This is a genomic window from Methylobacterium indicum, from assembly GCF_001043895.1.
GTDB lineage: Bacteria > Pseudomonadota > Alphaproteobacteria > Rhizobiales > Beijerinckiaceae > Methylobacterium > Methylobacterium indicum.
In genome coordinates, this window is the sequence record NZ_JTHF01000284.1 from 1 (window position 1) to 5,350 (window position 5,350).

Below are 5,350 nucleotides of genomic sequence, written 5' to 3' on the forward strand. Positions count from 1 at the left end.
CCTGGGGCTGGCGCATCCCGTTCTTCATCGGGGCCGCGGCCGCCGTGGTCGCCCTCTACCTGCGGCGCTCGCTGCACGAGACCTCGACCGCCGAGACCCGCACCTCGCGGGAGGCCGGCAGCATGGCCTCGATCTGGCGCAACCATCGCCGCGCCTTCGTCACCGTGCTCGGCTACACCGCCGGCGGCTCGCTGATCTTCTACACCTTCACCACGTATATGCAGAAGTACTTGGTGAACACCGCGCACATGGACAAGAAGACCGCCAACCTGGTGATGACGGCAGTGCTGTTCACCTACATGGTGGCGCAGCCCTTCTTCGGCATGTTCGCCGACAAGTTCGGCCGCAAGACCTCGATGCTGCTGTTCGGCGGGCTCACCACGCTGCTGACGGTGCCGCTGATGCACGCGATCGGCGATGCGCAGAGCCCGGTCATGGCCTACGGGCTGATCACCGCCGCGCTGCTATGCGTGTCGTTCTACACCTCGATCAGCGGGCTGGTGAAAGCCGAGATGTTCCCGGCCGAGGTGCGGGCGCTCGGCGTCGGCCTGTCCTACGCCATCGCCAACGCGATCTTCGGCGGCTCGGCCGAGTTCGTGGCGCTGAAGTTCAAGGAATACGGCTACGAGACCACCTTCTTCTGGTACGTGACCGCGATGTGCGCCATCGCGTTCCTGGTCTCGCTCCAGATGCCCGACAGCCGCAAGTCCGGCTACCTGCAGGGCGACGGGACGGCCTGAATTCGGACCGGCTCCGTTCGGAGAAGGCCGTTCTCCGACGATTCCACCTCACAGGGTCATCCCGGGGCTCGCCGCAGGCGAGAGCCCGGGATCCAGAACCACGGGTGGTGTCGAACGGAGCTCGGCACGTTCCGTCACTTCCTGAAACGCCTGCGCTTCCGGGCTCCGCTCTCGCGGCCCCGGACCGATTGCGGAGGATTTCGGTTTCGTTGCGAGAACCAAGAAGGGCCGGCGCATCCCCGATGCGCCGGCCCTTCTTCGTCAGACGAAGAGGCGCTCCTTCTCGAGCCCCTTGTAGAGGTCGGCGACCTGCGCGCCGTAGCCGTTGTAGATCAGGGTCGGCACCCGTTCGTCGGTGCCGAGCACCCGCTCGCTCGCCTGGCTCCAGCGCGGATGCGGCACGGCCGGGTTCACGTTGGCCCAGAAGCCGTATTCGGAGGCCTGCAGGCCCTCCCAGAAGGTCTTGGGCCGCTCGGCCGTGAAGGTGATGCGGTTGATCGACTTGACCGACTTGAAGCCGTACTTCCACGGCACGGCGAGGCGGAGCGGCGCGCCGAACTGGTTGAGCAGCGGCTTGCCGTAGACGCCGGTGACCATGAAGGCCAGTTCGTTGTTGGCCTCGGCCATCGTCAGGCCCTCGGTATAGGGCCAGGGATAGAAGAAGGCGCGCTGGCCCGGCGCCATCGCCTTGTCCATGAAGGTCTGCATCTGGATGTACTTGGCGTCGCCCTTCGGCTTGGCGAGCGCCAGCAGGGCCGAGAGCGGGAAGCCGGTCCACGGCACCGCCATCGACCACGCCTCGACGCAGCGGTGGCGATAGAGCCGCTCCTCCAGCGCCATCTTGCGCACCAGGTCCTCGAAGCCGATCTCGAACGGCTTCTCGACCAGGCCGTCGATCTTGATCGTCCAGGGCTGGACCTTCAGCGCGTTCGAGCCCGGCGTCACCGTCTTGTTGGTGCCGTACTCGTAGAAGTTGTTGTAGTCGGCGCTGTAGCGCTCGGCCGTCAGCGGGCGGTCGAGGGTGTAGGCCGGGTTCTGCTTGGCTGGATAGAGATCGGCGGTCTTGACGGCGCCGGTCCCCTCCCCCGGCAGGGCCGCATGGGCCGGGCCGCCGACGAGCGACGCGGCGGCGAGGCCGAGGCCGCCGCCCAGCAGCGCCCGACGGTCGAGGAAGACCGATTCGGGGGTGGCGAGGCGCTCGGGCATCTCCCAGGCGCGCTTGACCTTGATGTGCATGATCCAGTTCCTCGGGCCAATGGGGCCGCGGCGTGAAGCCGTGTCTGTCAGCGGACATCGGGGCGAACCGCCGGCTGCGCAAGTCACAGGTCAGCGAGGCCCAGGTCGGCGGGCCCAAGTCGGCAGGTCCATGGCGGCGGGACTTTGCCGCGGCGAAACGCGTATCTTCTGTACCGGCTTCAGCGGAGACAGGGGCGCGGCCCCATGCGATACCGGGCCCATGCCCCCGAAGAAGCCGAAGCACACCGCCTTCACCGTCGCCGTCTCGGCCGCCGATGACGGGGCCAGCGCCCCGGCCCTGCGGGTCTACGTCGCTCTAGCGACCGATCCCCTGGCCGCCGTCGCCGCCGTGCAGGCGGTGGCGCCGGAGGCATCGGTGGAGCTGAGCGGCACCCTGTCCGACCGCCTCGCCGCGCGCCTCAAGCTGCGCCCCGGCGAGGTGCGGCCGATCTGAGCCGCCCGGCGGCGTGCCGCCGGGCAGGGAGGAGCGTCGTCATGCGCGCATCGGTCCCCCGCACGGTCGGCACTCTCGCAGGCCTGTTTCTCGCAAGTGTGCTTCTTGCAAGTGCGCTCCTCGGAACCGCCGCAGCGCAGGAGGGCCCGCCCTCCGGCATCCCGCCCGCCGAGCGCCACTCCGGCTTCGACCAGATGGCGCCCGAGACGCAGGCGATGCAGGCCGACGACACCGCCAATCCGGGCATGCTCTGGGTTCGCGACGGGGCCGACCTCTTCGTCCGTCCGCCCTCGCCCGGAGCGGCGCCCTGTTCGGGCTGCCATACGGAAGCGGCGATGCGCGGCGTCGCCGCCCGCTACCCGGCCTTCGACGACGCGACGAGCCGTCCCGTCGACCTCGAGGGCCGGATCGACCTGTGCCGCACCCGCCATCAGGGAGCGGCCTCGCTGCCGCGGGAGAGCCACGACCTCCTGGCGCTCACCGCCTACTTGGCGAACCTCTCGCGCAGCCTGCCCGTGTCGCCCCCGGACGATCCCCGCCTCGCGCCGGCGCGGCGCGAGGGCCGGCGCCTGTTCGCGACGCCGATGGGCCAGCTCGGCTTCTCCTGCGCCGCCTGCCACGACGCCCGGTGGGGCCGGCGTCTCGGCGCCGCCACGATCCCGCAGGGGCATCCGAACGGCTACCCGCTCTACCGCCTGGAATGGCAGGATCTCGGCTCCCTGGAGCGGCGCCTGCGCAACTGCCTGACCGGCATGCGGGCCGAGCCGTTCACGCCCGGCTCCGCGGAGGTCGTGGCGCTCACCCTCTACCTCGCCGAGCGCGCCGCCCCCCTCCCCGTCGAGAGCCCCGCCGTGCGTCCGTGACGGCCTCGCGTCCGTGACGGCCTCGCGTCCGTGACGGTGGCGGTGTGAGAGCCAGGCGCGTATCCTCCTGTCTCCGGGAGGACCAGCATGGCGCAAGACCACGACCATTCGCACGGTCATGACCACCACGATCATGACCACGACCACCCGCATGGCAGCGAGCTGTCGCCGATGGACCTGCGGGTGCGGGCCCTCGAATCGATCCTGGTCGAGAAGGGCTACGTCGATCCGGCCGCCCTCGACACCCTGATCGAGACCTACGAGACCAAGGTCGGGCCGCATAACGGCGCCCGGGTGGTGGCGCGGGCCTGGGTCGATCCCGCCTTCAAGGCGCGCCTCCTGGAGGATGGCAGCGCGGCGATGCGCGAGCTGGACGTCGGCGGGCGCGGCGGCGAGCACATGGTGGTGGTCGAGAACACGGCCGAGGAGCACAACGTCGTCGTCTGCACGCTCTGCTCCTGTTATCCCTGGCCGGTGCTGGGCCTGCCCCCGGTCTGGTACAAGTCGCCGCCCTACCGCTCCCGCGCCGTCATCGATCCGCGCGGGGTGCTGGCCGAGTTCGGCACGACGCTGCCGCCCGAGACCCGGATCCGCGTCTGGGATTCGACCGCGGAGCTGCGCTACATGGTGCTGCCGATGCGCCCCCCCGGCACCGACCACCTCGACGAGGCGGCGCTCGCCGACCTCGTCACCCGCGACGCGATGATCGGCACCGGGCTGCCCTTGAGCCCCGACCAGGTGGTGCGCGCATGAACGGCGGACAGGATCTCGGCGGGATGCAGGGCTTCGGCCCGCTCGGCCTTGAGGCGGACGAGCCCTGGTTCCACGCACCCTGGGAGAAGCGGGTCTTCGCCATGGCGATGGCGATGGGCCTCACCGGCACCTGGAACCTCGATGCCAGCCGCGCCGCCCGCGAATCGCTACCGCCGGGCGAGTACCTGACCTCGAGCTACTACCGGATCTGGTTCCGGGCGCTGGAACGCCAGGTGCAGCAGCACGGCCTCGTGGAGGCCGGCGAGCTGGCCGCCGGCGCGGCCCTCGCGCCGCCCGCGCCCGTGGCCCGGGTGCTGAAGGCCGAGGAGGTGGGACCGCTCTTCGCCCGCGGCTTCCCGAGCGACCGCCCGGTGGCGACCCCCGCCCGCTTCGCCCCCGGCGACGAGGTGCGGGCCAAGGTGATCCACCCGGCGGGGCACACCCGCCTGCCCCGCTACGTCCGCGGCCGCACCGGCACGGTCGAGCGGGTCCATGGCGGCTTCGTCTTCCCGGATTCCAACGCCGCCTTCGCGGGCGAGGCGCCGCAATGGCTCTACACCGTGCGGTTCGCCGCCATCGAGCTGTGGGGCGAGGATGCGGATCCCGGCCTCACCGTCTCGGTCGCCGCCTTCGAGAGCTACCTCGAACCGGCGCGGAGGAAAGCCGCGTGAGCCGCCCGCCGGACGCCCCGGTCTTCGCCGCCCCCTGGGAGGCGCAGACCTTCGCGCTCGTGGTGTCGCTGCACGATGCCGGGCTGTTCACCTGGGCCGAATGGGCCGAGGCCCTCGGCCGCTCGGGCCACCGCACGGCGGATTACGCCCTGTGGCTCGAGACGATCGAGGCGCTCATCGCCGCGCGCGGCCTCACCGACGCGTCGGCCCTGAAGGCGCGCCGGGACGCCTTCGCCCGCGCCGCGGCGGCGACGCCGCACGGGCAGCCGATCCTGCTGGAGAACGATCCGGGGGCGTGAGGGCGTTGATGGATTCCCGGGGCGCGGCGGTGTGTGAGTAGGGGTCCCGGATCGACCTTTCACCGGGCGGCCCGGCCGACGGCGTCGTACAGGCCTTCAGATCGTGTAGGGACCATGCACGTTCGGATCGCCGGCCGAGAAGTCCCGCCTGTCGCGCGTCACCAGCGTCTACGGTACACGACTCTGGCCGGGAACATTGCAAGCCAGGCTCCATGACCCATTGCAAACCGACCCCTTTTCCGGACGACTGAAGCGAAGCGGAAGGAGATCCGGAATCCAGCACGAAAAGCCGCGAAGCGTCTCATTGTCTGCGACGGTGCAACAGGTTGAGCCG

At 70.5% G+C, this 5,350-nt stretch carries 7 protein-coding genes; 6 read left to right on the forward strand and 1 reads right to left on the reverse strand.

Features of this window, described 5'->3' with window-relative positions:
• The coding region (locus QR78_RS27295; RefSeq protein WP_048430757.1) for an MFS transporter at positions 1-740 on the forward strand (740 nt) is incomplete at its 5' end.
• A gap of 261 nt (positions 741-1,001) precedes the next feature.
• Here QR78_RS27295 and msrP read toward each other — a convergent pair.
• A complete protein-coding gene (msrP, locus tag QR78_RS27300) occupies positions 1,002-1,976 on the reverse strand; it encodes a protein-methionine-sulfoxide reductase catalytic subunit MsrP (protein ID WP_048430758.1) in 975 nt (324 codons plus the stop codon).
• A 220-nt stretch (positions 1,977-2,196) separates the two neighbouring features.
• Between msrP and QR78_RS27305 the strand changes: the two genes are divergently transcribed.
• The 5 genes from QR78_RS27305 (at position 2,197) to QR78_RS27325 (ending at position 5,016) form a co-directional block, all read left to right on the forward strand.
• Positions 2,197-2,430: a hypothetical protein gene (locus QR78_RS27305; RefSeq protein WP_048430759.1), complete on the forward strand. Its 234-nt coding sequence runs from the start codon at positions 2,197-2,199 to the stop codon at positions 2,428-2,430.
• 41 nt (positions 2,431-2,471) lie between these two features.
• Complete coding sequence (soxA, locus tag QR78_RS27310; RefSeq protein ID WP_048430760.1) at positions 2,472-3,293, forward strand: sulfur oxidation c-type cytochrome SoxA; 822 nt, start codon at positions 2,472-2,474, stop codon at positions 3,291-3,293.
• 87 nt (positions 3,294-3,380) lie between these two features.
• On the forward strand, positions 3,381-4,046 hold the full coding sequence (gene nthA, locus QR78_RS27315) for a nitrile hydratase subunit alpha (protein ID WP_048430761.1): 666 nt from the start codon (positions 3,381-3,383) through the stop codon (positions 4,044-4,046).
• Positions 4,043-4,717, forward strand: coding sequence for a nitrile hydratase subunit beta (gene nthB, locus QR78_RS27320; RefSeq protein ID WP_048430762.1), 675 nt, complete (start codon positions 4,043-4,045; stop codon positions 4,715-4,717). The genes nthA and nthB overlap by 4 nt, the downstream gene beginning before the upstream one ends.
• Entirely contained in the window at positions 4,714-5,016 is a 303-nt protein-coding gene (locus QR78_RS27325) for a nitrile hydratase accessory protein (RefSeq protein WP_048430763.1), read from the forward strand. The genes nthB and QR78_RS27325 overlap by 4 nt, the downstream gene beginning before the upstream one ends.
• Positions 5,017-5,350: the final 334 nt, after the last annotated feature.